Origin of the sequence: Kitasatospora acidiphila, from assembly GCF_006636205.1 — a bacterium.
In the GTDB taxonomy this organism is placed as follows: domain Bacteria; phylum Actinomycetota; class Actinomycetes; order Streptomycetales; family Streptomycetaceae; genus Kitasatospora; species Kitasatospora acidiphila.
The window spans coordinates 4,583,172-4,608,937 of the sequence record NZ_VIGB01000003.1 but is presented as its reverse complement, the minus strand read 5'-3'; the positions used below and the strand labels follow the sequence as shown (position 1 = coordinate 4,608,937).

General features: G+C 72.1%; 25 protein-coding genes, 2 tRNA genes and 1 pseudogene. 22 read left to right on the top strand and 6 right to left on the bottom strand.

Annotated features, from left to right (window positions below):
- Positions 1 to 166 precede the first annotated feature (166 nt).
- Positions 167 to 373: a hypothetical protein gene (locus E6W39_RS21780; RefSeq protein ID WP_141634946.1), complete on the bottom strand. Its 207-nt coding sequence runs from the start codon at positions 371 to 373 to the stop codon at positions 167 to 169.
- Between the two features lie 326 nt (positions 374 to 699).
- Here E6W39_RS21780 and E6W39_RS21775 point away from each other — a divergent pair, with 326 nt between their 5' ends.
- From E6W39_RS21775 to pyrE, 11 genes and pseudogenes are all read left to right on the top strand, one after another.
- Positions 700 to 1,536 carry a helix-turn-helix domain-containing protein gene (locus E6W39_RS21775; protein WP_141634945.1) on the top strand — a complete coding sequence of 279 codons (837 nt, stop codon included), beginning with the start codon at positions 700 to 702 and terminating at the stop codon, positions 1,534 to 1,536.
- Positions 1,529 to 1,732, top strand: a complete 204-nt coding sequence (locus E6W39_RS21770; protein ID WP_141634944.1) for a DUF397 domain-containing protein — start codon at positions 1,529 to 1,531, stop codon at positions 1,730 to 1,732. The genes E6W39_RS21775 and E6W39_RS21770 overlap by 8 nt, the downstream gene beginning before the upstream one ends.
- A gap of 27 nt (positions 1,733 to 1,759) precedes the next feature.
- Positions 1,760 to 1,963, top strand: coding sequence for a DUF397 domain-containing protein (locus E6W39_RS21765; RefSeq protein ID WP_141634943.1), 204 nt, complete (start codon positions 1,760 to 1,762; stop codon positions 1,961 to 1,963).
- Positions 1,964 to 2,096: 133 nt separating this feature from the next.
- Complete coding sequence (locus E6W39_RS21760) at positions 2,097 to 2,714, top strand: TIGR03086 family metal-binding protein (RefSeq protein ID WP_141634942.1); 618 nt, start codon at positions 2,097 to 2,099, stop codon at positions 2,712 to 2,714.
- A 178-nt stretch (positions 2,715 to 2,892) separates the two neighbouring features.
- Positions 2,893 to 3,288, top strand: coding sequence for an AAA family ATPase (locus tag E6W39_RS41850; RefSeq protein ID WP_228718277.1), 396 nt, complete (start codon positions 2,893 to 2,895; stop codon positions 3,286 to 3,288).
- Entirely contained in the window at positions 3,285 to 4,892 is a 1,608-nt protein-coding gene (locus E6W39_RS41845) for an ATP-binding protein (RefSeq protein WP_228718276.1), read from the top strand. Before E6W39_RS41850 ends, E6W39_RS41845 begins: the two co-directional genes overlap by 4 nt.
- Positions 4,817 to 5,758: a helix-turn-helix transcriptional regulator gene (locus E6W39_RS41840; RefSeq protein WP_228718275.1), complete on the top strand. Its 942-nt coding sequence runs from the start codon at positions 4,817 to 4,819 to the stop codon at positions 5,756 to 5,758. The genes E6W39_RS41845 and E6W39_RS41840 overlap by 76 nt, the downstream gene beginning before the upstream one ends.
- 682 nt (positions 5,759 to 6,440) lie before the next feature.
- Positions 6,441 to 7,118 (top strand): DUF2617 family protein, encoded by a 678-nt coding sequence (locus tag E6W39_RS21740; RefSeq protein WP_228718274.1) that lies wholly within the window; start codon positions 6,441 to 6,443, stop codon positions 7,116 to 7,118.
- A gap of 384 nt (positions 7,119 to 7,502) precedes the next feature.
- Positions 7,503 to 9,040: pseudogene (locus tag E6W39_RS21735) on the top strand (spermine/spermidine synthase domain-containing protein); the annotation flags it as partial.
- Positions 9,041 to 9,222: 182 nt separating this feature from the next.
- Positions 9,223 to 10,206 carry an SRPBCC family protein gene (locus tag E6W39_RS21730; RefSeq protein WP_141634941.1) on the top strand — a complete coding sequence of 328 codons (984 nt, stop codon included), beginning with the start codon at positions 9,223 to 9,225 and terminating at the stop codon, positions 10,204 to 10,206.
- Positions 10,207 to 10,261: 55 nt separating this feature from the next.
- The gene (gene pyrE, locus E6W39_RS21725; protein WP_141634940.1) at positions 10,262 to 10,810 is read left to right on the top strand and encodes an orotate phosphoribosyltransferase; all 549 of its coding nucleotides are present in this window, start codon (positions 10,262 to 10,264) and stop codon (positions 10,808 to 10,810) included.
- Between the two features lie 107 nt (positions 10,811 to 10,917).
- On the opposite strand, the gene E6W39_RS21720 is transcribed toward pyrE, so the two are convergent.
- Complete coding sequence (locus tag E6W39_RS21720; protein WP_141634939.1) at positions 10,918 to 11,652, bottom strand: DedA family protein; 735 nt, start codon at positions 11,650 to 11,652, stop codon at positions 10,918 to 10,920.
- A gap of 234 nt (positions 11,653 to 11,886) precedes the next feature.
- Here E6W39_RS21720 and fbaA point away from each other — a divergent pair, with 234 nt between their 5' ends.
- The 4 genes from fbaA to E6W39_RS21700 all read left to right on the top strand — a co-directional run bounded on the left by fbaA (position 11,887) and on the right by E6W39_RS21700 (position 16,551).
- On the top strand, positions 11,887 to 12,909 hold the full coding sequence (gene fbaA / locus E6W39_RS21715; protein WP_141634938.1) for a class II fructose-bisphosphate aldolase: 1,023 nt from the start codon (positions 11,887 to 11,889) through the stop codon (positions 12,907 to 12,909).
- 250 nt (positions 12,910 to 13,159) lie between these two features.
- Positions 13,160 to 15,442, top strand: a complete 2,283-nt coding sequence (locus E6W39_RS21710) for an ArnT family glycosyltransferase (protein ID WP_141634937.1) — start codon at positions 13,160 to 13,162, stop codon at positions 15,440 to 15,442.
- Positions 15,443 to 15,492: 50 nt separating this feature from the next.
- Complete coding sequence (locus E6W39_RS21705) at positions 15,493 to 15,912, top strand: DUF3151 domain-containing protein (RefSeq protein ID WP_141634936.1); 420 nt, start codon at positions 15,493 to 15,495, stop codon at positions 15,910 to 15,912.
- 207 nt (positions 15,913 to 16,119) lie between these two features.
- Positions 16,120 to 16,551: a DUF4267 domain-containing protein gene (locus E6W39_RS21700; protein ID WP_141634935.1), complete on the top strand. Its 432-nt coding sequence runs from the start codon at positions 16,120 to 16,122 to the stop codon at positions 16,549 to 16,551.
- A gap of 21 nt (positions 16,552 to 16,572) precedes the next feature.
- Here the strand turns inward: E6W39_RS21700 and E6W39_RS21695 are convergent, their stop codons facing one another.
- From E6W39_RS21695 to purS, 4 genes are all read right to left on the bottom strand, one after another.
- Positions 16,573 to 17,412 (bottom strand): sterol carrier family protein, encoded by an 840-nt coding sequence (locus E6W39_RS21695; RefSeq protein ID WP_141634934.1) that lies wholly within the window; start codon positions 17,410 to 17,412, stop codon positions 16,573 to 16,575.
- A 160-nt stretch (positions 17,413 to 17,572) separates the two neighbouring features.
- Positions 17,573 to 19,828 carry a phosphoribosylformylglycinamidine synthase subunit PurL gene (purL, locus tag E6W39_RS21690; RefSeq protein ID WP_141634933.1) on the bottom strand — a complete coding sequence of 752 codons (2,256 nt, stop codon included), beginning with the start codon at positions 19,826 to 19,828 and terminating at the stop codon, positions 17,573 to 17,575.
- Entirely contained in the window at positions 19,828 to 20,526 is a 699-nt protein-coding gene (purQ, locus tag E6W39_RS21685; RefSeq protein ID WP_141634932.1) for a phosphoribosylformylglycinamidine synthase subunit PurQ, read from the bottom strand. The genes purL and purQ overlap by 1 nt, the downstream gene beginning before the upstream one ends.
- Complete coding sequence (purS, locus tag E6W39_RS21680) at positions 20,523 to 20,774, bottom strand: phosphoribosylformylglycinamidine synthase subunit PurS (RefSeq protein WP_101380750.1); 252 nt, start codon at positions 20,772 to 20,774, stop codon at positions 20,523 to 20,525. The genes purQ and purS overlap by 4 nt, the downstream gene beginning before the upstream one ends.
- 476 nt (positions 20,775 to 21,250) lie before the next feature.
- Here purS and E6W39_RS21675 point away from each other — a divergent pair, with 476 nt between their 5' ends.
- The 7 genes from E6W39_RS21675 (at position 21,251) to E6W39_RS21645 (ending at position 25,766) form a co-directional block, all read left to right on the top strand.
- Positions 21,251 to 21,568 carry a histone-like nucleoid-structuring protein Lsr2 gene (locus tag E6W39_RS21675; protein WP_101380749.1) on the top strand — a complete coding sequence of 106 codons (318 nt, stop codon included), beginning with the start codon at positions 21,251 to 21,253 and terminating at the stop codon, positions 21,566 to 21,568.
- Between the two features lie 134 nt (positions 21,569 to 21,702).
- Positions 21,703 to 21,775: transfer RNA gene (locus tag E6W39_RS21670), tRNA-Gly, on the top strand.
- A gap of 46 nt (positions 21,776 to 21,821) precedes the next feature.
- A tRNA-Gly gene (locus E6W39_RS21665) sits at positions 21,822 to 21,897 on the top strand.
- Positions 21,898 to 22,085: 188 nt separating this feature from the next.
- Positions 22,086 to 23,057 (top strand): ABC transporter ATP-binding protein, encoded by a 972-nt coding sequence (locus tag E6W39_RS21660; RefSeq protein ID WP_141634931.1) that lies wholly within the window; start codon positions 22,086 to 22,088, stop codon positions 23,055 to 23,057.
- Positions 23,054 to 23,869, top strand: coding sequence for an ABC transporter permease (locus tag E6W39_RS21655; RefSeq protein WP_141634930.1), 816 nt, complete (start codon positions 23,054 to 23,056; stop codon positions 23,867 to 23,869). Before E6W39_RS21660 ends, E6W39_RS21655 begins: the two co-directional genes overlap by 4 nt.
- Before the next feature lie 53 nt (positions 23,870 to 23,922).
- On the top strand, positions 23,923 to 25,152 hold the full coding sequence (locus tag E6W39_RS21650; protein WP_141637878.1) for a sensor histidine kinase: 1,230 nt from the start codon (positions 23,923 to 23,925) through the stop codon (positions 25,150 to 25,152).
- A complete protein-coding gene (locus tag E6W39_RS21645) occupies positions 25,152 to 25,766 on the top strand; it encodes a response regulator transcription factor (protein WP_141634929.1) in 615 nt (204 codons plus the stop codon). The genes E6W39_RS21650 and E6W39_RS21645 overlap by 1 nt, the downstream gene beginning before the upstream one ends.

Below are 25,766 nucleotides of genomic sequence, written 5' to 3'. Positions count from 1 at the left end.
TGCGCGGGAGTCTGTGGCGGTGGGTGGTCCCGCCCGCAGGCGGGACCACCGGCGTCCGCGCCGGTCAACGCCCATGACCGGTGGCGGAGTTGTCCCTCTCGTGCCACCGGAGAGGGACCGAACCCGCAGAGACGCCCTTGCTCTGCGGGGGTCTGTAGAGCGCCGGTTAGGCGGCGCGGGCGACCGTGCTGTCCCCGTGGGACACCACGATCCCGGTGTGCACCTGCCTCATCAGGCGCAGCATGGCATCCACCTCGTGCTCGGTGACGGCGGTGCCCTCGGCCACCTGGCGGTCCAGGCTGCGCCCGAGGGAGCGCAGCTCGGCGAGGGCGGCGGCCTGGTAGGCCGACGGGGAGGAGGGAGCGATGCTCACGGCGGTATCCCTTCGGTTCACGGCGGGTTGGGGCGGACAGTCCGCCGGGGTGGCAAGGGCCCGACCGGTCTGGTCCGGAAAGCGCGGGTAAACGAACAAAGTCGTCCGGCTACTTGACATGCGGTTGCCTCAATTCATCCCGACACGAGCAAAGTTGCGCTACGCGTGCGGAATGGGTGGCGATCTGACGCGTGATCAGCGATCCTGCCGCTAGGCAGCACCGTTCCTCTTGGTAGTCGTGCGACCACCGAGCGGGACAACCATCCCGGGCTGCCGGGTACTTGCGCAACTTTCGGAAACCCCAGGGTTAGATAGCGGGAGCCCCCATGAACATCAAGAAGCTGGACCCCTCGGCGTCTTCCGTGGCCGCCTTCGGCAACCAACTGCGCAAGTCACGCATGGAGAAGGGCTGGACTCAGGTGCAGCTCGGCAGGCTGCTCGGATGCACCGGTGCGCACATCTCCGGGCTGGAAACGGGGGCGAAGTCACCGAGTTCCCAGTTCGCGAAGAAAGCGGATGACCTGTTCGGCACCGGCCTGACCTTCCAGATCCTCTGTAGGGCGATCAAGGACCAGGTCTTCCTTGACGGGTTCACCGAGTTGTCGCACGAGGAGGTGCGGGCTGCGGAGATCCGCACGTTTGAACTCAACGTCATCCCGGGGCTGTTCCAGACGCCGCAGTATGCGGCAGCCCTGGCCAGCACCAACGTGAGGCACGGGACGCTCACCGAGGCCCAGGCGCGCGAGCGCCTGGCGTTCCTGGAGAACCGCCAGCGCCAGCTGATCACTGCCGCGACCGCACCTCGGTTCTACGCCATCCTGGACGAGAGCTGCCTGCGCCGGATGGTTGGCGATCCCGAAGTGATGGATATTCAGTTCGACCACTTGGAGCGGCTAGCGATGCGCCCCAAGGTCACCATCCAGGCCGTGCCGTTCAGCATGGGCGACTTCCAGCCCTTCAACGGCCCGATGGTGCTGCTGACCATGCGCGACCGGAGCCTGCTGGGCTACTGCGAATCGGCCGCACGGGGTTACCTGGAGCGGGATTTGGATCTGCTGAAGGCCTGGGAAGTGGCCTACGATCAGCTGCAGGTGAATGCGCTCGGTCCAGGCCAAACCCTGGACCGGATCAGAACGGTGCGAAGGGAACTCCAGCATGACTGACCTCACTGCGACGGCTTGGGTCAAGTCGTCCTACAGCCAGAACGGGGGCAACTGCGTCGAGGTGGCCCCAGGCCTCCCCGGTGTTACCCCGGTCCGCGACAGCAAGGACCCCGAAGGCCCCGCCCTCTACTTCCCCGCCGACGGCTTCGCCACCTTCCTCCGGGGCATCAAGAACGGTGCCCTCGGCAACGCCTGAGACCAGACCTGCGAAGGGACCTGACCGATGATCAACTCCACAACAGTGGCCTGGATCAAGTCGTCCTACAGCAAGAACGGCGGCACCTGCGTCGAGGTGGCCCCAAACCTCCCCGGCGTCACCCCGGTCCGCGACAGCAAGGACCCCGAAGGCCCCGCCCTCTACTTCCCCGCCGACGGCTTCACCGCTTTCCTCCGGGGCGTCAAGAACGGCACCTTCACCACCGCCTGACCCGCCTGCCCTGGCAGGCCACGGGCCCCCGCTCAACTCCGAGCGGGGGTCTCGTCGTTCACATCACCGATGGCGGTGCCTCGACGTCCGATACCCGCCAGCCCTGGCGGCCCGCGATTCGCATGCTGGGTCCATGGTCAACGTTTTCGACGGGCTCATCGATCGGTTCCTCCTCGCCAGCAGCGAGTTCGAACGGAAGCTACAAGCGGTGCGACCCGAACAGTGGAGCTGGCCGACTCCCTGCACGGAGTGGAACGTACGGCAGTTGGCCAACCACATGACTCGGGGAAACCTCAGCTACGTCCGTCTGCTCCAGGGCGGCGACAGCGCGGAGTTCCTGCGGCTACGGGATGTCGACGCGCTGGGTGCGGATCCGGTCGGCGCCTACGTCTCGTCCGTCCGGGAGTGCGCCCGGGCATTCGGGCAGGACGGCGCCATGCAGCGGGTCCTGGACTATCCGCTGGGCCCGGTGACCGGGCGGCAGGCACTCGCCGTGAGGACCACGGACAGCACCATCCACACCTGGGATCTCGCACGGGCCATCAGCGCGGAGGAGTCCCTCGACGCCGGCCTCGTCGCATGGATCGACGAGCATCTCGCAGAGATCTACGCAGGCTTGGCGGAAACGCCCACCGCTGCCGAAACGACCCACCGGTTCTTCGCCGCTCCCGAGGGCACGCTCCCGCACGACGCGTCACAGCAGTCGCGCCTACTGCACCGAATGGGAAGGACGCCCACCAGCTCTCACTGAAGCCGACTGCGGGCGAACGAACCCGGCGAGCTGCGGCTCGGGCTCGCACGGCACGGGTCCCTCACTCGGGGACGTGTCGCCCACCCCGCCTTGAGCGATCGGCTTTCTGGGCTGCTCCGCCGGGTGCGTGGATGCGGGCTAGTGTGGTTGTGACAGGGCAGGTGATCGTGTGCAGGGCGTGGCCGGCCTTTCTCCGACGTCACCGGGCGGGCCGTTGCGGTTCGTCGGCCGGGAGCGGGAGCTTGATCTGCTGCTGAGCGCGGTGCGGCATCCGCCCGCGGTGGTGCTGGTGGAGGGCGAGGCCGGGATCGGCAAGTCGCGGCTGATCGCCGAGGCGACCGCCGCGCTGGCCCGGGAGGGGCGGCCGGTGCTGGCCGGCTTCTGCCACCCGTTGCGTGAACCGTTCCCGTACGGCCCGGTGGTGGACGCCCTGGGCAAGGCCGGACCGTGGCTGCCCACCGGTGGCCTGCCGCCCGCCACCGGCGCGCTGGCCCCGCTGCTGCCCGACCTCGCCGACCGCCTCCCGCCCCCACCGCCTCCCACCGACGATCCCGGGCGGAGCGCCTGCGGGTGATCCAGGGCGTGCGCTCGCTGCTGGCCGCGATCGGCGCGGCCGTACTGGTCGTCGAAGACCTGCACTGGGTCGACGAGGCCACCCGCGAACTGCTCCTGCTCCTCGCCCGTGACCTGCCGCCGCAACTGAGCCTCGTCCTGTCCTACCGAACCGACGCCGCCAGGGCCCAGACCCCGGTCCTGGGCTCCGCGTTCCGGCGCCCGCCGGGCATCAGCGGCGCGGTGATCCAGCTGTCGCGCCTGGGCGAGGCCGCTCTACAGGACCTGGCCACCGACTCCCTCGGCTTCCACGCCACCCCGGCGCTCGCCGCCGCGCTCTTCGCCCGCAGCGAAGGGCTCCCGCTGGTGGCCGAGGAGGACCTGCTCACACTGGCCGAGCACTCCCGCACGCACGGCTTCGAGGGCATCGCCGGCCGGCTGCGGGACGCGGACGTGCCCCGGGGGCTGCGCGAGGCCTTGACCGAGCGGCTCGCCGGGCTCTCCCCGGAGGGTGTCGCCGTCACCGCGGCGGCGGCCGTCCTCGCCGTCCCGGCCACCCAGGAACTCCTGACCTCGGTCGCGGGGCTGGAGGAGAAGCAGGCGGAGCGCGGGCTCGTCGAGGCACTGGACGCCTCCGTCCTGCGGGAGGACGACGGCGGCCGGTACGCCTTCCGGCACGTGCTCGCCCAGCAGGTCGCCTACGGCTACGTGCGCGGACCCCGGCGGATCCGCCTGCACCAGCGGGCCCTGGAGGAACTGCGACAGCAGCCGGAACCACCGCTGGTGCAGATCGCCCACCACACCCGGGCCCTCGGCGACCGCGCGGCCTGGCTGCAGGCAGCCGAGGCGGCCGCCGACCACGCCACCGCGGTGGGGGACACCGGTACCGCCGAGGCCCTCCTCGGTCAGATCCTCGACGAGCCCGACCTGGACCCGGCGGACCGCTCACGCGCAGCCCTGGCCCTGGCCCTCCTCACGGGCCGCGGCGTGGACCCGGCCGACTACGCGAGACGGCTGCGCGGCATCCTCGCCGACCCCCAGCTGTCGAGGGCCGCCCGCGGTGAGATCAGGCTCGGACTCGGTGTGGTCATGTTCAACGAGCTCACTGACGCCGCGGGGGCCCAGGAGTTGGAGAAGGCGGTCGAGGAGCTCTCCGAGAACCCGGTCCGCGCCGCGCGGGCGATGAGTACCCTCGCGCTCAACGAGAGGCAGGGAGAGGAAACGGCCTGGGCGTGGCAGGAGCGGGCCGAACGCATGCTCGAGGATGGCAGGGACGAGGTCGTGAAGGCGCTGGTCCGCGGCAACAGGCTGATGTTGCTGGCGCAGTCGGGGGACCCGTTCGACTGGTCGCTGATGGACGCACTGCCCGCCGGTCGGACGATCCCGACATCGTGCGCCAGACCGTCCGGGCACTGTTCAACGTCGGCGATGTCGCCTTCGACCTCGGACACGACCGACTGGCCGTCCGCCTCATGGAGGAGGCCCGCGACCTCGCCCGCCAGGTGGGATATCCCTTGTGCGAGTGCTACAGCGCTGTCACCCTCCTGCGCGTGGAGCTGCTGGCGGGCCGCTGGGACGGACTGGAGGAACGCTTCGCCGACACCGTTGCCGCCTACCCGGCCATGACACTTCCCCGGATCGAGCAGGCCCTCTGCCTCGGCTGGCTCTCGGCAGCTGAGGGCCGGCGCGCCCAGGCCCTGGAGCACTTCACGACGGCTGCCGAGGGAGGCGAGCGGCACAATGTCGGCACGGCGCTGCGGGCGGCGGCCGGACTGACCACCGTGCACCTGGCCCAAGGCGCCCCGAGCCTGGCCCAGGCGGTGGCCGGGAAAGCCATGGACCTTCTCAAGCTGTCGGGCACCTGGCCGAAGTCGACCGGTCTGGTGCCGGTCGCGGTCGAGGCGGAGCTGGCCTGCGACGCCCGGGAGGCCGCCGAGCAGTACGTCCAGGACGCCACACAGGCCCTGGTCGGCCGGGACACCCCCGCTGCCACCGCCGAACTCCACCACGCCCGCGGCCTGCTGGCCATGCACGCGCAACCCTCCAGCGCCGCCGACCACTTCGCCGCCGCCCAGCAGCTATGGCAGGACATCGGCCGCCCCTACGAGACCGCCCAAGCCGCCGAACACCGCGCACGGGCCCTCGCCGAGACCGACCCGGCCGAAGCCGCCCCACCACTCGCACAAGCCACGACCACCTTCACCACACTCGGCGCCACCGCCGACCTCGCGCGCACCGACCACCTCTCCCAGCACCTCGGACTGACCAAACCCGAAACCACCGGACGACGCGGCTACGGAGAACGGCTCTCCCCCCGCGAGCGGCAGGTCGCCGAACTGCTCGCCGGGAACGCCACCAACCAGCAGATCGCCGAAGTCCTCTTCCTCTCCCCGCGAACGGTCGAGCAGCACGTCGCCAACGCCCTGCGCAAACTCGGAACCACACGGAAGAACATCGCAGCGAAGCTCTCCGAAGACGAGGCAGCCGACTGACGGTGAGAACCAGGTGGTACTCCGTGCAGGGGCAACTCCAGCTCGATCACCAGATGTTCGGCCGCGCGGGCTTCGAACTCCTCTGCAAGCACGTCCTGTTGGCCGCGAAAGCAGTTCCCGAGCCTGCTTCCTGCAGCGATCACGGTCGCCATGAACAACCGCGACGGCCGCGGTGAAGGTGCCGTTGGTGATCTCGCACAGGCCGCTGAGATCGGTGCTGCCGTGGGCACCGTTGTCGGCGGGGCCGCCGAGCCCCGGCCAGTCTCCGAACAATCAGGCGCCCCCGCCCGCGGCACGCCCTGCCATGAGCACGCCTGCGCGGGGACGGCGCCCAGGCATCGCGCAGGGCGTGCGACGTCACTCGAAGAGCGCACATCGACCAATCTCGTTCAGTCTCCTGGTCATACTTGACCAGGCACTACGCTCAGAACGGTGAATTTGCAACAAGAATAGGTAAATCCCTGACGGACCCGGAGAATTCGTGCTTCTCTGCTGCTGAATCTCCAGCCGGAATCCCTCCTTCCACGGTCGGCCGCGTCCTGGATCGCACAGCCGCGAACCTCCTCGCCTTCGGCCGAGCCGGACGGCACGGCGGACGCGTACGGAGCTGAAATGCGGAGCCCAGCATGCTCACCACACTGCAGACGTCCTATACCGACACCCGTGCCGGTGACCTGGCCTGGTGCCTCGGCGGCCGGCCGCTTCCCGCGCTGGCGGTACGCGACCTGCCGCTGCCAGGCCCGGACCAGTCCCCGCCCGCGCCCGGCCCCAGAGCCGCCGGCTCGGCCGGACCGGGGCGCACCCCGAGGGCGGCCGGGCGGCCACGACCGCCGGCGGCACCGGCACAAGCGCCAGCGCCAGCACCAGCACCAGCACCAGCACCAGCACCAGCACCGACACAAGCACCGGCACCCTGCAGCTGCGCCTGCTGGGCGCCTCGCACCAGGTGGTGATCACGGCCGGCCCCGGCGAGTGCCTGGAGACGGTGGCCTGCCTGCCCGGCCGCCGGACCCCGCTGCCCGCCCGGGTGGCCGAGCAAGTGGCCGGGTGGGAGTACGAGTTCGCGGCCCGGATCGAGGCGCTGCCGCCGCATGTGTTCGCCGCCCGGGCGCAGGAGATCCTGGCCCTGGTGGACGAGCACCCGAGGGGGCTGGCCGGCATCTTCCCGGGTGATCCGAGCGCCTTCACCGCGCTGGTCGCCCAGGGCAGCGCGGAGCGGGTGCTCTGGCGCACCTGGCACGCGTACCCGCAGGAGGGGCGATTGGTCTGCACCCGGTCCTCGCTGGTGGTGCGCGGGCCGGGCAGCGCGCCGACCCGCCCGGCGGCGCGCTGCGCGATGGCCCGGCCGAGCCTGCCATGATCCCTGCCCAGCAATCGATCTGGTGACCAGTCACACTCGAACAGACTGACGGACTGTCAACTCAAACCCGCACTCCGTCACTCGAAGGGTGCAGCTATCGGCGGCCCGTGTCGCCTAGCGTTTCTTCGTGATCAACCAGCCGCCGGGCCGCTCCGGGCCGCCCGAACTCGACCGCGACGGAACCGACCCCGCCGAGTGGCTGCCAACGGTCCGGCCGCGGATGCGCACCCGCGGCCGGAACCGCGAATGCCAACCACCCGAACGACGGGCCGCCCCGCGACACCCCCGACCGGCCCGGACCAGCGGCGCCACCCGTCCCGGGCCCGGCTGCGGGTCCGACAGCCGCGACCGCCCCGGATCCGCCCCCCGGACGGACGCACCCGAATGGAGGATGCGGCGGCACTGCCCACCGGGCCCGTGCGCCCCCGTGCCGCCAAACCACTGGTGCTGTTCGCCGCGTTCGTCTGCGCGGCCTGCGGACTGGTGTACGAGCTGGAGCTGGTCGCCCTCGGCGGCTACCTGCTCGGCGACTCGGTCACCCAGACCTCCGTGGTGCTCTCCGTGATGGTCTTCGCCATGGGCGTCGGCTCGCTGGCCGCCAAGCGGCTCGCCCACCGCCGGCCACCTCCTTCGCCCTGGTCGAATGCTCGCTGGCGCTGGTCGGCGGGCTCTCGGTGCTTGTGGTCTACGGGAGTTGGGCCTGGCTGGGCTACTACCAGGTCGCCCTGACCACGCTCACCTGCGTGATCGGGCTGCTGATCGGCGCCGAGATCCCGCTGCTGATGACCCTGGTGCAGCGGATCCGCCGCCAGGAGGCCGGCCGGGCCGCCGCCGACCTGTTCGCCGCCGACTACGTGGGCGCGCTGATCGGCGGCCTGGCCTTCCCGTTCCTGCTGCTGCCGTACCTCGGCCAGGCCGACGGCGCGCTGCTCACGGGCGCGGTCAACGCGGTGGCCGGCGGCGCGGTGGTGCTCTGGCTGTTCCGGGACGAGCCGGGACCGCGGGTGCGTCCGCTGCTCTGGGCCGGCTGCGGCGCGGTGCTCGCCGCGCTGGCACTGGCCGCCGCCTGCACCGGGGCGATCGAACGCGCCGCCCGGTCCGCCCTCTACGGCACCGCGCTCCGGCAGGCGGTGCAGAGCCGGCAGGGCGAGATCGTGCTGACCGGGCCGATCCGGATACCGGCGCCGGACGGCGACCCGCTGCGCCTCTACCTGGACGGCCGGCTGGCCGCCTGCGGCAGCGACGAGTACCGCTACCACGAGGCGCTGGTGCACCCGGCGCTGGCCGGTCCCGCCGACACCCGGGTGCTGCTGCTCGGCGGCGGGGACGGCCTGGCGCTGCGGGAGGTGCTGCGGCACCGCGACGTCGCCTCGGTGCTGGTGGTCACCGCCGATCCGGCGCTGCCCCGGCTGGCCCGCACCGACCCGGCGCTGGCGGCGCTGGGCGGGCACTCGTTCGCCGACCCCCGGGTCCGGGTGGTCTACGCCGACCCGCTGGCCTGGCTGCGCCAGAGCACCGGCGCCGAGCGGTTCGACGCGGTGCTGGCCGACCTCCCGGCGCCGCAGCGGGCCGCCCGCGGGGAGTACCACACGACCGAGTTCTACGGCCTGGCCGCCGACCGGCTGACCGCCACCGGGCGGCTGGCGGTGCCGGCGCCGGCCGGGGCCGGGCTGTGGACGGCAGAGGCGGGGCTGCGCGCGGCCGGGCTGGCCACCGTGCCGTTCCCGGTGCCGGGGTCCGGGCCGGCCTGCGATCCGGCGGGCAGCGGCACCCTGGGAGCGGTGCTGCTGGCGGCCCGCGGCGGCGCGCCGGAGCTGGGCCTGGCCGCCGACGCCCCGGCACCCCGCGCGGTCACCCCGGCAGGCCTGCGAGCCGCCGCCAACCGACTCGCCGGCCACCGACCCCAGCCCCTCCCCCGCCCAGCACCCTCCTCGAACCGCACTGACCCGACCCCGCACGGTCACCCCGGCCGGCCTGCGAGCCACCCCGACCGGAGCCCAGCAGCCTCCTCGAACCGCACTGACCCGACCCCGTGCAGCACACCGCGGAAGCCGGGCGGTGCCGTGCCCTTCCACCCGGCCAACGGGTCGGTAGGCTCACAGTCATGGAGCATGAGGTTGTCATTCCGCTGCCGGCCGAGCTCGTCCAGCCCGCTCTGGACGATCCCGCGCTGCTCGCCCGCTGCCTTCCCGGTCTCAGCACCGACGCCTCCGACGCACCCTCCGGTCGCCGGTCGTCCGACGGCCCGCCGGAGATCAGCGGCCGGCTGAAACTGCGGATCGGCAGCTCCACCATCACGTACCGGGGCGTCATCTCGCTGATCCGCAGCGGCGCGGCGGGCGTGGTGACCGCCTTCGTCGAGGGCCAGGAGGCCCGCGGTGACGGCGAGGTGACGGCCACCGTGCGGATCGCGGTCAGCGCCGAGGGGGAGGAGCAGACCCGGCTGCGGTTCACCGGCGACCTCACCCCGGGCGGCCGGCTGACCGACTTCGACGACGAGACCCTCATCGCGGCCGGGCGCCGCCTGCTGGATCGTTTCACCGCCGCGCTCGGCGAGGAGCTCGCTCCCGACGCCCGCGAGTCGGCCGAGGACGTCGAGGACGGCGAGGACGGCGAGAACGGCGAGGACTCGGAGCCCCCGACGCTCTCCGTGGTGCCCGAACCGGAGCCGCTGCCGGACGACCTCTTCGCCGAGGACCTCTCCGACCTGATCGCCTTCTCGCCCTCTGACGACGAGAACGGCGACGGCGACCAGGGCGCCGAGCACTCCGAGCCGGTCGAGCTGCCCTACCCGCACGCCGTGCCCGACCCGGTCTCCGAGGAGGTGCTCTCCGGCCCGGTCCGGCGCAGCATCGTCGGCCGCTCCGCCGAGGAGGTGGACCACGCCCCGCCGCGCGGCCGCTACGCCCCCGCGCTGCCGGCGCGCAGCGCCAGGGCCAGGGCCGCCAGCCGCTGGTACGGCGAGGAGCACGCGGTGGCGAGCGGCCCCAGCCTGGCCGAGCGGCTCGCCTCGCCCTGGGTGATCGGCGGCGGGGTGGCGCTGCTCGGCGGTGCCGTGATCGTGGCCCGCGCGCTGCGCCGCCGCTGACCCCGGCGCGCGCAGCGCCGAAAAGCGCCGGCAGACCCGAATAGACTGACTGTCCATGAGCAACCCGAGCAACGACCGCGCCGCCCTGCTGGACCAGATCAAGACCAAGGCCGTGGTGCACGGCAAGGTGATCCTCTCCTCCGGCAAGGAGGCCGACTACTACGTCGACCTGCGCCGGATCACCCTGGACGCCCAGGCCGCCCCGCTGGTCGGCCGGGTGCTGCTGGACGCCACCGCGGACCTGGAGTACGACGCGGTCGGCGGCCTGACCCTGGGCGCCGACCCGGTCGCCGCCGCGATGCTGCACGCCGCCGCCGCCCGCGGCCGCGAGCTGGACGCCTTCGTGGTCCGCAAGGCCGGCAAGGCCCACGGCCTGCAGCGCCGGATCGAGGGCCCGGACGTCAAGGGCCGCCGGGTGCTGGCCGTCGAGGACACCTCCACCACCGGTGGTTCGGTGCTGACGGCCGTCGAGGCGCTGCGTGAGGCGGGCGCCGAGGTGGTCGGCGTCGCGGTGATCGTGGAGCGCGGCGCGGCCCCGGCGATCGAGGAGGCCGGCCTGCCGTACTACACCGTCTTCACCGCCGCCGACCTCGACCTGGCCTGACGCCCGGTCGCTCCGGCCGCTCGCCGGAGCGGCGAGGTTTCACGTGAAACATGAGAAGGGCGCCTCCCCGTGGCCGGGGAGGCGCCCTTCTGCGACTTCTGCGGTGGTCAGCCGCGGCGGTGCCGGCCGCCGCCGGACTGCACCGGCTCACTGCCGGCGCCCGAGCCGGCCACGGCCGCGCCGCCGGCCTTGCGCTTCTTCCGCTCCCGGACCACCTCGATCAGGATCGGCGAGATCGACAGCAGGATGATCAGGGCCATCGCCGGGATCAGGTACTTGTCGATCACCGGGGCCATCGAGTCCCCGAAGAAGTAGCCGATGCAGAGCATCACCTCGGTCCAGATCACGCCGCCGAGGGCGTTCCAGACGAAGAACTTCCGGGCCGGCATCTCCAGCATGCCCGCGACCGGGTTGAGGAAGGTCCGCACGATCGGGATGAACCGGGCCATCACGACGGCCTTCTCCGGGCCGAACTTGGCGAAGTACTGCTCGGCCTTCTCCACGTAATCGCGCTTGAAGATCCGCGAGTCCGGCTTGTCGAAGAGCTTGGATCCCGCCTTGGCGCCGAGCAGGTGGCCGAGCTGGGCGCCCACGATCGCGCAGATCGGCGCGCCGACGAGCAGCACTCCGATCGGCATCTGAACGCCCGGCCCGAAGGCCTTGGCCGCCGCCGAGGAGGCCGCGACACCAGCCAGGATCAGCAGCGAGTCACCCGGCAGGAAGAAGCCGATCAGCAGGCCGGTCTCGGCGAAGATGATCGCCAGCAGGCCGAAGGTCCCGACCGAGCTGATCAACGACTTGGCATCCAGGAGATTGACCGCTAGGTCGGTAGTGGTAGTCACCGGCGCAGGATAGCGCGGCGAGGTGGCCACTCCCGGCAGCGTTACACGCCAGCCCGCATGCTGAACCCATAGGTGAACCGGAAGCACGAGTCTGGGAAGATGACAGCGGTGTCCGGCCTGCGGTCGAAGACCACCCTCAACGACTTCGTGCCGCGGCGACGCCGTGAACAAAGAGGCGTATCGAGCATCGGACAGCGTCGTCCGATCGCCCCACACCGACAGGAGCGGATTCGCATGCCCATCGCAACTCCCGATGTCTACAACGAGATGCTCGACCGGGCCAAGGCCGGCAAGTTCGCCTACCCCGCCATCAACGTCACCTCGTCGCAGACCCTGCACGCGGCACTGCGCGGCTTCGCCGAGGCCGAGAGCGACGGCATCATCCAGATCTCCACCGGTGGCGCCGAGTTCCTCGGCGGCCAGCACAAGAAGGACATGGTGACCGGCGCCGTCGCGCTCGCCGAGTTCGCCCACATCGTCGCCGCCAAGTACGACATCACCGTCGCGCTGCACACCGACCACTGCCCCAAGGACAAGCTGGACGGCTACGTCCGCCCGCTGCTGGCGATCTCCGCCGAGCGGGTGGCCCGCGGCGAGAACCCGCTCTTCCAGTCGCACATGTGGGACGGCTCCGCCGAGACCCTGGCCGACAACCTGGCCATCGGCCAGGAGCTGCTGGCCCAGGCGCACGCCGCCAAGATCATCCTTGAGGTCGAGATCACCCCGACCGGTGGCGAGGAGGACGGCGTCTCCCACGAGATCAACGACTCCCTCTACACCACGGTGAACGACGCCGTCCGCACCGCCGAGGCGCTCGGCCTGGGCGAGAAGGGCCGCTACCTGCTGGCCGCTTCGTTCGGCAACGTGCACGGCGTCTACAAGCCGGGCAACGTGGTGCTCCGCCCCGAGCTGCTGCGCGACCTGCAGGACGCGATCGGCGCCCAGTACGGCAAGAAGGACCCGTTCGACTTCGTCTTCCACGGCGGCTCCGGCTCGTCGCAGGAGGAGATCGAGACCGCGCTGGAGAACGGCGTCGTCAAGATGAACCTGGACACCGACACCCAGTACGCCTTCACCCGTCCGGTCGTCGACCACATGTTCAAGAACTACGACGGCGTGCTGAAGGTCGACGGCGAGGTCGGCAAGAAGTCCACCTACGACCCGCGCACCTGGGGCAAGCTGGCCGAGGCGGGCATGGCCGCCCGCGTGGTCGAGGCCACCCAGATGCTGCGTTCCGCGGGCAACCGCCTGAAGTGAGCGCGTTGATCCGACCGCGTGATCCGATCGCGTGAACCGGGCCCCGGCCGGCACCCGCCGACCGGGGCCCGATCATTTCCGGCCCGCTCAAACGAACGTTTCCGTCAGGGCCTCGAACGTTTCCGGCAGGGCCCCGAACGTTTCCAGCAAGATCCCGAACGGCAAAATCTTCCCCCCGGATCGGTATCGTTTTCGCCCTATCGCCCGGCCTGTCACGGTTTTCTCATGGACACGGCCAAGGCTGTCGCTCATGGCCACCACCGCGCTACCTATCGCTGCCGATCCGCCATCCGCCAGCCGACCGCCGCGCCGAGCGCCCTGGCGCTCGCCCGAGGGACAGCCCGGCTACGCCCGTCCCGCCCTGCTCGCCATCGCCGCGCTGGCAGGGGTGCTGTTCTTCTGGGGCATCAACCAGAGCACCTACCACTCCTTCTACGCCGACGCCGTGCGGAGCATGACGGAGAGCTGGAAGGCCTTCGTCTTCGGTTCCTACGACCCCGCCAACACCATCACCCTGGACAAGCTGCCCGGCTTCCTGTGGCCGCAGGCGCTGTCCGCCAGGATCTTCGGCTTCCACCCCTGGGCGCTCACGCTGCCGCAGGCGGTCGAAGGGATACTGGCCGTTCTGGTGCTGTTCCGCACGGTCCGCCGCTGGGCGGGCGCCAACGCCGCGCTGCTCGCGGCCCTGGCGTTCACCCTCACTCCGGTGGTGGCCGGGCTGTTCCGCACCGCGGTCGAGGACCCGCTGTTCACCCTGCTGCTCCTGCTGGCCGCCGACGCCGCGCAGCGGGCCGCCCAGAGCGGCAAGCTGCGGCCGCTGCTGCTGGCCGGTGTCTGGGTCGGGGCGGCGTTCCAGGCCAAGATGCTGGAGGCCTGGGCGGTGCTGCCGGCGCTGGCGGTCGTCTACCTGGTGTCCGCACCCGTCCCGCTGCGCAAGCGGCTGGCCCGGGTGGGCCTGGCCGGGCTGGTCGCCGCGGCGGTGTCGGCCTCCTGGGTGCTGCTGGCCACCGCGACGCCGGCCAACGACCGGCCGTACATCGACGGGACCACCGACAACTCGGCCTACAGCATGGTGGTGGGCTACAACTTCCTGAACCGCTTCACCCAGGTCGGGCTGAACGCGGACGAGACCGGCAGCGTCACCTCGGGCCAGGGCGGCATGTGGGGCGGCGGTGGCCAGGGCGGCGCGCAAGGCGGTGCTCAGGGCGGCCAGGCCGGCGGCCAGCAGCACCGCGGCGCCGGGCACGGCGCGGGTTCGGGCGCTGGTGCGGGCTACGGCGCGGGCGCCGGTGCGGGCGCGGGCTACGGCGCCGGTGCGGGTGCCGGTCAGGGCGGCGCGCCGGGCTTCGGCGGCGGCCAGGGCGGCGCTCACCAGGCGGGCGGCCACCAGGGCGGCCCGGGCGGCAGCGACGGCGGCTGGACCAAGATGTTCAGCTCCCAGTTCGCCCCGCAGACCGGCTGGCTCTACCCGCTGGCCGCCGTCGCCCTGCTCTGCGCGCTGGTCTGGCGGCGCAAGGAGCCGCGCACCGACCGGCTGCGCGCCGGCTACCTGCTCTGGGGCAGCTGGCTGGCGGTGTACTTCCTGACCTTCAGCGCCGGCAGCGTCGGCGGCCACACCTACTACATGGGCGTGATCGCCGCTCCGCTGGCCGCGCTCAGCGGCGCCGGTCTGGTGCTGCTCCGGCGGGCCTACCAGGGCGGTGGCCCGCGGGCCTGGGCGCTGCCGGTCGCCGTGGCCGGCAGCGCGGCCTGGGGCGCCTACCTGGCCCACCTCTTCCCGTCCTTCCTGCCCTGGCTGGCCCCGGTCACCCTGGCACTCGGCGCCCTGGCGCTGGCGCTGCTCGTCGTCGGCCGCACCGCGCGGTTCGGTGCCCGCCGACTGGGCCGGCTGCGGCTCGCCACGGCGGGCCTGGCGGCCGCGCTCGCCACGGTGCTGCTGGCGCCGGGTGCCTGGGCCGCGTCGGTGCTGGACAGCAAGTACAGCGGCAACGGCGGCATGGGCGCGGTCGGCCCGCAGGCGGCACACGGCTTCGGCCGACCCGGCGGCGGCGCCGGCCGGGGCGGGGCGCGCGCCGCAGCGGCGGACAACCCGGAGCTCGCGGCGCTGATGGCCCAGTTCGGCGGCTTCGGCCAGGACAGCACCGGTCTGAGCACGTCCCAGCAGCAGATCCTCGCCTACACCCAGGCCCACGCCGACGGCGCCCGCTACCTCTTCGCCACCACCTCGTGGTCGGCCTCCTCGCCCTACATCCTGGCCACCGGCAAGGAGGTGCTGCCGATGGGCGGCTTCACCGGCAAGGTGCCGTCGCCGAGCCTGCCGCAGTTCCAGGAGCTGATCCGCAGCAACCAGCTGCACTACGTCCTGATCGGCTCGACCCAGGGCGGCGGCTTCGGCGGGCGGGGCGGCGGCTCAGGACCGACCACGGCGGTCACCAGCTGGGTCCGCAGCACCTGCGCCCCGGTGGCGCCCGGCGACTACGGGCAGTCGGTGGACAGCCCCGGCCTGCAGCTGCTCTACCACTGCACGGCATGAGCACAGCAGCGCCGCCGGCTCGCCACCGCCCTGCTGGCAGACTGGGGAGCATGACTGAACGGAAGAACTTGCTCTCGGGCCCGGACCCGACGCTGCTGACCGAGGAGGCGGAGCCGTACCGCCGGCTCGCCGAGGAGTCCGCGTCGCCCACCCAGCTCGCGGCGGACTACCCGTGGTTCTCGCTCGCCTGGGCGATGCTGGCCGACGACGCCTTCGCCGAGGGCCGGGTGGTCGAGTCATACGCCTACGCCCGCACCGGCTACCACCGCGGCCTGGACGCGCTGCGCCGGGCCGGCTGGCGCGGCCACGGGCCGGTCCCGTGGGTCCACCGCGCCAACCGCGGATTCCTGCGCTGCCTGGCCGCGCTGGCCCGGGCCGCCGATTCGATCAAGGAGACCGAGGAGGCCGAGCGCTGCTGGCAGTTCCTCAAGGACAGCAGCCCCGAGGCCTACGCCGAGTTGAAGCAGTAGCACCGCCGAGCCGACAGCCCCCTGACGAACCCGTCAGGGGCTGTCGTGCGTTCGGACCCGGTACCGGGCCGCGTTGGGTAGCCATGGCAGAGATTCTATCAGTGCTATAAATCGGAGCGACGCCTGTGCTAGCGTCAGAAATGTTCCTAGCAGCGCTAGAAAGAATGCCCGTCAGGACACGGGCCTTCGACACCCTTGGGGGAAACCATGACCGGCCGCCGCATCGCCACCGTCTGCACCCTGCTCATCAGCGCGTTCATCATCTTCGTCGGGGTGTGGTTCATCCTGCAGCCGCACGCCGCGGTGGCCGGTCTCGGCATCGCGGGACCGAGCGGCACCGGCGAGGGCTTCTACGACATCAAGGGCGTCCGGGACATCACCTCCGGACTGGTCCCGCTGGCCCTGCTGATCGCCGGTCAGCGCCGGGCACTGGGCTGGGCCGTGCTCGCCGAGGCCTTCACCCCGCTCGGTGACGCCGTGATCGTGTTGAGCCACGGCGGCCCGCTGGCCATCGCGCTCGGCGTCCACGCCCTGACCGCCGTCTTCGTGCTGGCCACCGCCGGCCTGCTGCTGCGCGAGACCCGGCGCCCCGCCACCGCGACCATCGCCCCGAGCCTCGCGACCGCGACCGCCAACTGACCCGCCCCGGCGGGCGTTGCCTCAGCGCAGCACCGGCAGGAACGCGCTCAGGTCGCTGCGCTCCCCGCTGGCCGCCACCTCGGCCCGGTCCACCGCCGTGGCCCAGTCCAGCCGACCGGTGGCCAGCCGGATCCAGCAGAGCGGCTCCGTCTCCACCACATTGGGCGGGGTGCCCCGGGTGTGCTTGGGCCCGGGCACCGCCTGCACCACCGCGAACGGCGGCACCCGCAGCTCCACCGAGCCACCCGGCACCTGCTCGGCGAGGGAGTCGGCGAGCAGCCGGCTGACCGAGGCCAGCGCGAAGCGATCGTGCGGGAAGTCGGCGAGCTCCAGCGCGTCGGCCAGGTCGTCGCCGTGCACCACCGTCTCCACCAGCCGGGTGACCAGCAGGTCGGCGACCGTCATCGAGCCCAGCCGGAGCTCGACGCGCCGCTCCGGATCCAGCACCTCGGGACCGGCCAGCACCTCCAGCAGGTCATCCGCCGCCCGGTCGAAGTACGCCGCCACCTCGGCCGGCGGGCCGGCGAAGACCACGGCGGCCCGCTCCCGGGTCCCGGCGTCCAGCCAGTCGGCCAGCGAGCCGACCCCGCTCACCCAGGCGGTCAGCCCCAACGGCGCCCGCCCCTCCAGCGGCTGCCCCAACTGCTCGGGCAGCCAGGCCAGTTGCCACGCCAGATGGGCCACCAGCTCGCGCACCCGCCAGTCGCCGAGCCGGGTCGGCCGGTCCAGCAGCGCCACCGCCGCCGGATCCGCGGCCAGTCGCCGCACGGCGCCCCGCACCGCCTCGGTCTCGGCGGCCAGCGCGGCCCGCACCTTCGCCGGGTCGTAGCCGCGGGCCTTGCGCGTCACCGTCTTCGCCATGACGGCCAACCTACAGCGGCCGCCCCACCTCCAGCCGCTCCGAGCCCTCCGAACGCACCCGGCGGATCCGGTACGACACGCCAACTCCCTTCCCCCGCACCACGAAAACGCGGACCGGCCCGCCCCCGGAGGAGACGGGCCGGTCCGATGATCCGTCGGATCAGCCGAGCAGCGCCTCGATCACACCGTTGTGCGCCTCGGCCAGCTCGGTCAGCGAGACCGCGAACTGGCCCTGCACCTCCAGGGTGTCGCCGTCGACCACGCCGATCCGGGTGGCCGGCAGGCCGCGGGCGCCGCACATGTCGGTGAACCGCAGCTCCTCGCTGCGCGGCACCGCGACCACCGCGCGACCGGCCGACTCCGAGAACAGGAAGACGAACGGGTCGAGGTCGGCCGGCACGATCACCCGGGCGCCGCGGCCGCCGCGCAGGCAGCTCTCCACCAGCGCCTGGGCCAGGCCGCCGTCCGAGAGGTCGTGCGCCGCGTCGATCATGCCGTCGCGCGAGGCGGCGATCAGGATCTCGGCGAGCAGCTTCTCGCGCTCCAGGTCCACCTTGGGCGGCAGGCCGCCGAGGTGGTCGTGCACCACCTGCGACCAGGCGGAGCCGCCCAGTTCGTCGGTGGTGTCGCCGAGCAGGTAGAGGTGGTGGCCCTCGTCGGCGAAGCCGATCGGGGTCCGCCGGTTGACGTCGTCGATCACGCCGAGCACCGCGACCACCGGGGTCGGGTGGATCGCCACCTCACCGGTCTGGTTGTAGAGCGAGACGTTGCCGCCGGTCACCGGGGTGCCCAGCGCCTGGCAGGCGTCGGCCAGACCCCGGGTGGCCTCGGCGAACTGCCACATCACGTCCGGGTCCTCGGGGGAGCCGAAGTTGAGGCAGTCGGAGACCGCGAGCGGCTTGGCGCCGCCGGCCGCCACGTTGCGGTAGGCCTCGGCCAGCGCCAACTGGGCACCGGTGTACGGGTCCAGCTTGGTGTAGCGGCCGTTGCCGTCGGTCGCCACCGAGACGCCGAGGTTGGTCTCCTCGTCGATCCGGATCATGCCGGAGTCCTCGGGGGTGGCCAGCACGGTGTTGCCGATCACGAACCGGTCGTACTGGTCGGTGATCCAGCTCTTGGAGGCCTGGTTGGGCGAACCGGCGACCTTGAGCAGGGTCTGCTTCAGCTCCTCGCCGGTGGCCGGGCGGGCCAGCCGCTCGGCGGTCGGCGCGTCGGCCTGCAGCGCGTCCTGCCAGGACGGGCGGGCGTACGGGCGCTGGTAGACCGGGCCGTCGTGGGCGACGGTGCGCGGCGGCACGTCGACGACCTGCTCGCCGTGCCAGAAGATCTCCAGCCGCTCGCCGTCGGTCACCTCACCGATGACGGTGGCGATGACGTCCCACTTCTCGCAGATCGCCAGGAAGCGCTCGACCTTGTCGGGCTCGACGATCGCGCACATCCGCTCCTGCGACTCGCTCATGAGGATCTCCTCCGGCGAGAGCGTGGCGTCGCGCAGCGGCACGGTGTCCAGCTCGATCCGCATGCCGCCGGAGCCGGCCGAGGCCAACTCCGAGGTGGCGCAGGAGAGTCCGGCGCCGCCGAGGTCCTGGATGCCGAGCACCAGCTGCTCCCGGAACACCTCGAGGGTGCACTCGATGAGCAGCTTCTCCTGGAACGGGTCGCCGACCTGGACGGCCGGGCGCTTGGTGGGCTTGGAGTCGTCGAACGTCTCCGAGGCCAGCACCGAGACGCCGCCGATGCCGTCGCCACCGGTCCGGGCGCCGTACAGGATGACCTTGTTGCCGGCGCCGCTGGCCTTGGCGAGGTGGATGTCCTCGTGCTTCATCACGCCCACGCAGAGCGCGTTGACCAGCGGGTTGCCCTGGTAGCAGGGGTCGAAGACGACCTCGCCGCCGATGTTCGGCAGGCCCAGGCAGTTGCCGTAGCCGCCGATGCCGGCCACGATCCCGGGCAGCACCCGGCGGGTGTCCGGGTGGTCCGCGGCACCGAAGCGCAGCGGGTCCATCACCGCGACCGGCCGGGCGCCCATCGCCAGGATGTCGCGCACGATGCCGCCGATGCCGGTGGCCGCGCCCTGGTAGGGCTCGATGTACGACGGGTGGTTGTGCGACTCGACCTTGAAGGTGACCGCGTAGCCCTGACCGACGTCGACCACACCGGCGTTCTCGCCGATGCCGACCAGCATCGCGTCGGACTCCGGGGCCTTCTCGCCGAACTGCTTGAGGTGCACCTTGGAGCTCTTGTACGAGCAGTGCTCCGACCACATCACCGAGTACATCGCCAGCTCGGCGCCGGTGGGGCGACGGCCGAGGATGTCGCGGATCCGCGCGTACTCGTCCTGCTTCAGGCCGAGTTCGGCCCAGGGCTGGGCGGCGTCGGGCGTCTGCTCGGCGTTCTTGACGGTGTCGAGAGTCATCAGACGTTCACCAACTGCTTAAGGACGGACGTGAAGAACGGCAGACCGTCGGTCTTGCCGGTACCGACCAGCGGCTCGACGGCGTGCTCGGGGTGCGGCATCAGACCGACCACGTTGCCGGCCGCGTTGGTGATCCCGGCAATATCGTTGATCGACCCGTTGGGGTTGCAGAGTCCGCCTTCTTCACTGGCGAGGTAACGGAAAACCACCCGGCCCTCGGACTCCAGCTCGTCGATCGTGCGCCGGTCCGCGGTGTAGCGGCCGTCCATGTTCTTCAGCGGGATCGAAATCTCCTGCCCCGCCTGGTAATCGGACGTCCAGGCGGTCGCGGCATTCTCGACCCGCAGCTTCTGGTCGCGGCAGATGAAGTGCAGGTGGTTGTTCCGCAGCATCGCGCCGGGCAGCAGGTGCGACTCGGTGAGCACCTGGAAGCCGTTGCAGATACCGAGGACCGGCATTCCCAGCTTCGCCTGCTCGATGAGCGACTCCATCACCGGCGAGAAGCGCGAGATGGCGCCGGCGCGCAGATAGTCGCCGTAGCTGAAACCGCCCGGCAGGACGACCGCGTCGACCTGATGGAGATCCTTGTCACGGTGCCAGAGCGCCACCGGCTCGGCCCCGGCCAGGCGGATCGCCCGCTGGGCGTCGCGGTCGTCCAGCGAGCCGGGGAACGTGACGACGCCGACCCGGGTGGTCACTGGCCGTCCTCCACCCGAACGGTGAAGTCCTCGATCACCGTGTTGGCGAGAAAGGTCTCGGCGGCTTCGCGGATCTTGGCGAGCGCGGCGTCGTCCACCGGGCCCTCCAGTTCCAGCTCGAAACGCTTGCCCTGGCGGACATCGGCGATCCCGGTGAATCCGAGACGGGGCAGTGCGCGCTGCACCGCCTGGCCCTGGGGGTCGAGGATCTCCGGCTTGAGCATGACGTCGACTACGACGCGTGCCACTGGCACTCCCAATGGTGTGGTGCGTGAAGGCGGGGGACCTTCAGAGTACCGGGGCTTCGGGGTCGTTCGACGGCCCGGGCATTGCGACGCGCGTAGACCCGCACCCCTTACTCGGCAAGGGTTCCGGGGTTGTAGGGCGCCCGTTTCCTCCCCCTGTAAAGGAGTTCACAGGATCAGCGGCAGCACTCCTTCGGGACCCCCCGAATACCGGCATGTGGGGACAGATCCACCCCTGATACCTGCCGCAATCCGAGCGGAAGTATCGGTACGGAGGCGAAGGGAGGTGAATTTCCGGAAAAAGAAAGCAGCGACCATCGATTTCCCCGGTCTTGGGGTGCAGAATAGGGCCACCGGCATCGAGGGGAGCCGTGTGACGTGTGGGCCGAGGTCCACCGCTATGCCCCCGCGCGGCCGGCGCACAGGGCCGCCGCGGCACACGCGCCCGGGCGGCCGAATTGCCGAGAGGATTGACGCCCATGGCTCAGCGTGTAGTTGTCACGCTCTCCGACGACCTGGACGGCGGGGCCGCCGCCGAAACCGTGCACTTCGGTGTCGACGGGAAGTCGTACGAGATCGACCTGTCCGTGGACAACGCGGAAAAGCTGCGTGAGGCGCTCGCCCCGTTCGTCGCCGCCGGCCGCCGCCAGAGCCGCACCGGGAAGTCCTTCCGCCGCACCGCGCTCGCCCCGGACCCGGCCGCGGTGCGTGCCTGGGCGCAGTCGCGCGGCATGGAGCTGCCGGCCCGCGGCCGGATCCCCAAGCACGTCTACGAAGCCTTCTCCGAGGCCAACTGACCCGGTCCGGCATCCCTTCCGCTCGCCGGGTCGCGAGCCGGCGAGCGGAAGGGATGCACGACCACTCCCGACGATGGGGTAGAGTATTTCTCGTCGCCGCAACCGGGGCCGAAAGGAACCGGGAAGCACGACATGCGGACGTGGCTCAGTTGGTAGAGCATCACCTTGCCAAGGTGAGGGTCGCGAGTTCGAATCTCGTCGTCCGCTCGCAGCATCACCTGCTAAGGTGATGTGCAACACGAGTGAAGATCGTGCGGACGTGGCTCAGTTGGTAGAGCATCACCTTGCCAAGGTGAGGGTCGCGAGTTCGAATCTCGTCGTCCGCTCCACGAGAAGCGGCCTCCTTCGGGAGGCCGCTTTCGTTTTCCCGGCCGCCCTTCTCGGAATGTCACGGCCGCAGGCGCCACGACCCGGTCGGCGCCGATGACATTTGTCACCGCCGACCCATGGAAGTGCCCGGGCGATCGGTGCGGCCGCGCACTGCCGCCGGCGCGCGCCGCACGGAACGCTGGAAGCCATGACCAGCCCCCTCCACGCCATCCGGGCCAGCGGCCTGCGCCGGCGCTACGGCAGCACCGCGGCGCACGGCTTCGAGGCCGTACGCGGCCTCGACCTCACCGTCCGGCGCGGCGAGCTCTTCGCCCTGCTCGGCACCAACGGCGCCGGCAAGACCTCGACCATGGAGCTGATCGAGGGCCTGGCCCAGCCGACCGGCGGCACCGTGACGGTGCTCGGCCGCGACCCCTACCGGGAGCGCGCCGCCATCCGCCCGCGGATCGGGATCATGCTCCAGGAGGGCGGCTTCCCCGGCGACCTGACGGTGGCCGAGACCCTGCGCGGCTGGGCCGGCACCAGCACCACCCCGCGCCCGGTCGCCGAGGCGCTCGACCTCGTCGGCCTGGCCGACCGGGCCGCCGTGCGGGTCAAGCAGCTCTCCGGCGGCGAGAAGCGCCGGCTGGACCTGGCGGTCGCGCTGATCGGCCGCCCCGAGGTGCTCTTCCTGGACGAGCCGACCACCGGCCTCGATCCGCAGGCCCGGGCCGCCGTCTGGCAGCTGGTCCGCGAGCTGCGCGCCGCCGGCACCACGGTGCTGCTCACCACCCACTACCTGGAGGAGGCCGAGGAGCTGGCCGACCGTCTGGCGATCATGCAGCGCGGCCTGGTGGTGGCCAGCGGCACGGTCGCCGAGGTGATCGCCGACCAGCCGGCCCGGATCACCTTCGACCTGCCCGCCCAGCCCGACTCGCCGACCCTGCTGCCGCTGCCGGAGGCCGAGGTCGGCTTCGCCGGCCGCCGGGTCACCATCCGCACCCGGCAGCTCCAGCGCACCCTCACCGAGCTGCTGTGCTGGGCCGAGCAGCAGCAGGTCGAACTGGCCGGCCTGGACGCCCGCAGCGCCTCGCTGGAGGAGGCCTTCCTGGCCATCGCCGCCGAGCCCGAGCACGCCGCCCCCGCCGAGTCCCCCGCCCTGACCGGAGCCGTCCGATGACCACCGCCACCCGCACCGCCGGGGTGGGCACCCCCGCCGCCCCCAGCGCCGCCCGCCGCGTGCTCGCCCTGGCCCGCACCGAGGCCCTGCTGCTGACCCGCAACCGGATCGCGCTCTACATGGCGGTGGCGATGCCGGTCTGCCTGATCAGCGGCCTGCACCAGATGCTCAAGGCCCAGCGCAACCGGCTGCCCGGCGGCGACCTGCACGGCGCCCTGGTGCTCAGCCTCTTCCTGACCGTGCTGGTCTTCGTCGTCTACTACAACCTGACGGCGGCCTACGTCGCCCGGCGCAACGACCTGGTGCTCAAGCGGCTGCGCACCGGCGAGCTCACCGACCCGGAGATCCTCGGCGGCACGGCGCTGCCCGCGGTGCTGCTGGCGCTGCTGCAGATGGTCGCCATCACGGTCTGCGCCGCGGCGCTGTTCGGGCTGCCCGCCCCGCACAACCCGGTGCTGGTGCTGCTCGGACTGCTGCTCGCGGTGGCCGTGCTGGTGCCGCTGGCGGCACTCTCCAGCGCCTTCACCAAGACCGTGGAGACCTCCGGGATCACCACCCTGCCGGTGATGATGCTGACCATCTTCGGCTCCGGGCTGCTGGTCCCGCTCGCCGTCATGCCCGGCCAGGTGGCGCTGGTCGCCCGGCTGCTGCCGGTCACCCCGGCGCTGGCGCTGCTGCGCACCGGATGGCTGGGCGGCGACGGCGGGCAGCACCCGGTCGGCTGGTGGCTCTACCTGGCCGGCGCACTGGCCTGGGCCGCGCTGGCCGGCTGGGCGGCCCGGCGCTGGTTCCGTTGGGAACCACGGCGCTGAGCTGGTCTGATAGGACCCACGGCAACGAGGGGGAGGGTGACGGCGTGCGGCTCATGGAGCGCTGGCGCAGCCAGTCGAAGGCGAAGCGGGTGGAGATCTACAACCGCTGGTCGATGTACAGCCTGACCGTCTTCCTACCGGTCTCGATGCTCGCGATGGGCGTGCAGCAGCTGATCAAGGAGTCCGCCCACACCGCCGCCGCGGTGGCACTGGTCGCCACCGTGCTGCTGAACTCCGCGCTCTCGGTGCCGCTGATCCGGGCCGCGCTGGCGGCGCACAGCGGGCGCCGAACGCGGCCCACCAAGCTGCTGCTGGTCCACGCGGCCGCCACCCAGCTGGGCATCTGGCTGACCCTGCTGCTCGGACCGCACCACGCGAACAAGCCGCCGGTCGGCGCCACCATCGTCGTCTTCCAGCTGCTGGTCTGGGTGGTCGGCCCGACCGTCGCGCTGCGCCCGCTGCTGATGGCGCTCTGGACGGTCCCGATGCTGCTGCTGACGCTGCCGCCGCTGGCGATCGCCTGCGAGTCGGTCGCCATGGCCGTCGGTGTGGTGGTCGGGTCGCTGATCGGGCTGGTCTTCTGCGCCGCGAGCTGCCGCTGCTCGTCCTGGGTGGTCAAGACGGCCTGGGAGCTGGACCGGGCCCAGGAGGACCGGGCCCGGCTGGCGGTTGCCGAGGAGCGGCTGCGGTTCTCCCGCGACCTGCACGACGTGCTGGGCCGCAACCTGACCACCATGGCGCTCAAGGCCGAGCTGGCCGTGCAGCTGGCCCGGCGCGGCCGGGCGGAGGCCGCCGACCAGATGGTGGAGGTGCAGCGGATCGCCCAGGAGTCGCACCGCGAGGTGCGCGAGGTGGTGCGCGGCTACCGCACCGCCGACCTGGCCGCCGAGGTGGCCGGTGCCCGCTCGGTGCTGCGGGCCGCCGGGATCGACTGCGCCGTCGACCTCGGCCCCGATCCGGCGACGCTGCCGCCGCTGGTGCAGTCGGTGCTCGGCTGGGTGGTCCGCGAGGCGGCCACCAATGTGCTGCGGCACAGCGAGGCCACCCTGGTCTCGGTGCGGCTGTGCGGCGACGGCGAGCACACCGTGCTGGAACTGGTGAACGACGGGCTGCGCGCCGAGCCGGCCGACCACACCCCGGGCAGCGGCCTGGCCGGGCTGCGCGAGCGGCTGGCCGCGCACGGCGGCGAACTGAACTGCGAACGCGGCCACGACGACCGCTTCACGCTGCGCGCCGCCCTGCCGCTGTCCCGTACGACCGCCCGTGCCGAGGAGCTTGTGTGATGACCGAGCCGGTTCGACTGCTGCTGGCCGACGACGAGCACCTGATCCGCGGTGCGCTGGCCGCCCTGCTGGCCCTGGAGGACGACCTGACGGTGGTGGCCCAGGCAGCGTCCGGCCCGGAGGCGCTGGCCATGGCCCAGGCGCACCAGCCGGACATCGCGGTGCTCGACCTGCAGATGCCGGGGCTCGACGGCATCGAGGTGGCCGCGCAGCTGCGCCGGCTGGCCCCGAACTGCCGGACGATGATCGTCACCGGCCACGGCCGCCCCGGCTACCTCAAGCGGGCCCTGGAAGTCGGGGTGCGCGGGTTCCTGCCGAAGACCGTGTCGGCGGCCGACCTGGCCGGGATCATCCGCACCGTGCGGAGCGGCGGCCGCTACGTGGACCCGGAGCTGGCCGCCGAGGCGATCAGCGCCGGGGACAGCCCGCTCACCCCGCGCGAGACCGATGTGCTGGAGCTGGCCGCGGACGGCTCCTCGGTGGCCGAGATCGCCGTCCGGGCCGGCCTCTCCCCCGGCACGGTGCGCAACTACCTGTCCTCGGCGGCCGGCAAGCTGGGCGCCGAGAACCGCCATGCCGCGGTCCGTCTGGCCCGCGAGCACGGCTGGATCTGA

Coding starts and splice junctions, on each gene's coding strand:
- E6W39_RS21775 (WP_141634945.1), top strand. CDS start 700: ATGAACATCAAGAAGCTGGACCCCTCGGCGTCTTCCGTGGCCGCCTTC.
- E6W39_RS21770 (WP_141634944.1), top strand. CDS start 1,529: ATGACTGACCTCACTGCGACGGCTTGGGTCAAGTCGTCCTACAGCCAG.
- E6W39_RS21765 (WP_141634943.1), top strand. CDS start 1,760: ATGATCAACTCCACAACAGTGGCCTGGATCAAGTCGTCCTACAGCAAG.
- E6W39_RS21760 (WP_141634942.1), top strand. CDS start 2,097: ATGGTCAACGTTTTCGACGGGCTCATCGATCGGTTCCTCCTCGCCAGC.
- E6W39_RS21730 (WP_141634941.1), top strand. CDS start 9,223: ATGGAGCATGAGGTTGTCATTCCGCTGCCGGCCGAGCTCGTCCAGCCC.
- pyrE (WP_141634940.1), top strand. CDS start 10,262: ATGAGCAACCCGAGCAACGACCGCGCCGCCCTGCTGGACCAGATCAAG.
- fbaA (WP_141634938.1), top strand. CDS start 11,887: ATGCCCATCGCAACTCCCGATGTCTACAACGAGATGCTCGACCGGGCC.
- E6W39_RS21710 (WP_141634937.1), top strand. CDS start 13,160: ATGGCCACCACCGCGCTACCTATCGCTGCCGATCCGCCATCCGCCAGC.
- E6W39_RS21705 (WP_141634936.1), top strand. CDS start 15,493: ATGACTGAACGGAAGAACTTGCTCTCGGGCCCGGACCCGACGCTGCTG.
- E6W39_RS21700 (WP_141634935.1), top strand. CDS start 16,120: ATGACCGGCCGCCGCATCGCCACCGTCTGCACCCTGCTCATCAGCGCG.
- E6W39_RS21695 (WP_141634934.1), bottom strand. CDS start 17,412: ATGGCGAAGACGGTGACGCGCAAGGCCCGCGGCTACGACCCGGCGAAG.
- purL (WP_141634933.1), bottom strand. CDS start 19,828: ATGACTCTCGACACCGTCAAGAACGCCGAGCAGACGCCCGACGCCGCC.
- E6W39_RS21675 (WP_101380749.1), top strand. CDS start 21,251: ATGGCTCAGCGTGTAGTTGTCACGCTCTCCGACGACCTGGACGGCGGG.
- E6W39_RS21660 (WP_141634931.1), top strand. CDS start 22,086: ATGACCAGCCCCCTCCACGCCATCCGGGCCAGCGGCCTGCGCCGGCGC.
- E6W39_RS21655 (WP_141634930.1), top strand. CDS start 23,054: ATGACCACCGCCACCCGCACCGCCGGGGTGGGCACCCCCGCCGCCCCC.
- E6W39_RS21650 (WP_141637878.1), top strand. CDS start 23,923: ATGGAGCGCTGGCGCAGCCAGTCGAAGGCGAAGCGGGTGGAGATCTAC.
- E6W39_RS21645 (WP_141634929.1), top strand. CDS start 25,152: ATGACCGAGCCGGTTCGACTGCTGCTGGCCGACGACGAGCACCTGATC.